Genomic DNA, 1,201 nt, shown 5'->3' with positions numbered 1-1,201 from the left:
TCGGTTTCTGGCGTAAACGCACGCTAAACCCAGAATCAAACGTACAGTTTGGTGAGGGCGGTGCGGGTACGTTCTCTGACGGTAAGCTGTACAGCCAAGTGAAAGATCCAAACTTCTACGGTCGCAAAGTGATCACTGAATTTGTTGAGGCTGGCGCACCAGAAGAAATTCTATACGTAAGTAAACCTCACATCGGTACTTTCAAGCTGGTAACGATGATCGAGAAAATGCGTGCGACTATCATCGAGCTAGGTGGTGAAATTCGCTTTAGTACTCGTGTTGATGATCTTCATATGGAAGACGGTCAAATCACAGGCGTGACATTGTCAAACGGTGAAGAGATCAAATCTCGTCACGTGGTATTGGCTGTTGGTCACAGTGCGCGTGATACATTTGAAATGTTGCACGAGCGCTGTGTGTACATGGAGGCGAAACCATTCTCGGTTGGCTTCCGTATCGAGCACAAGCAATCGCTGATCGACGAAGCGCGTTTTGGTCCAAATGCGGGTCACCCAATTCTTGGTGCTGCGGATTATAAACTGGTTCACCATTGTAAAAATGGTCGTACCGTGTACAGCTTCTGTATGTGTCCAGGCGGCACTGTTGTTGCGGCGACATCTGAAGAAGGTCGCGTAGTGACGAACGGCATGAGCCAATACTCTCGTGCAGAGCGTAACGCAAACAGTGCGATTGTTGTGGGTATCTCTCCTGAGGTGGATTACCCGGGTGATCCTCTAGCGGGTATCCGTTTCCAACGTGAACTTGAATCTAACGCTTACAAACTAGGCGGCGAAAACTACGATGCGCCAGCACAGAAAATCGGTGACTTCCTGAAAGGTCGCGATCCAAGTCAACTTGGTGATGTTGAGCCATCTTTCACGCCGGGCATTAAGCTCACAGACTTATCGAAAGCGCTGCCTCCATTTGCGGTAGAAGCGATTCGTGAAGCCATTCCTGCTTTTGACCGTAAGATCAAAGGTTTTGCATCTGAAGATGGCCTGTTGACTGGCGTTGAGACTCGTACCTCTTCACCAGTTTGCATTAAGCGCGGTAAAGATTTCCAAAGTGTAAACTTAAAAGGCTTCTACCCTGCGGGTGAAGGTGCAGGTTACGCTGGTGGTATTCTTTCTGCTGGTATCGATGGTATTAAAGTCGCAGAGGCGGTTGCGCGTGACATCGTTGCAGCAATGGAAAATGCATA

At 48.8% G+C, this 1,201-nt stretch carries 1 protein-coding gene; it reads left to right on the top strand.

Features of this window, described 5'->3' with window-relative positions:
* The coding region (locus R7093_RS24005) for an NAD(P)/FAD-dependent oxidoreductase (RefSeq protein ID WP_318146859.1) at positions 1–1,201 on the top strand (1,201 nt) is incomplete at both ends.

The sequence above is a fragment of the Vibrio sp. 1580 genome (assembly GCF_033340055.1).
This window is presented reverse-complemented; position numbering and strand designations above follow the sequence as displayed.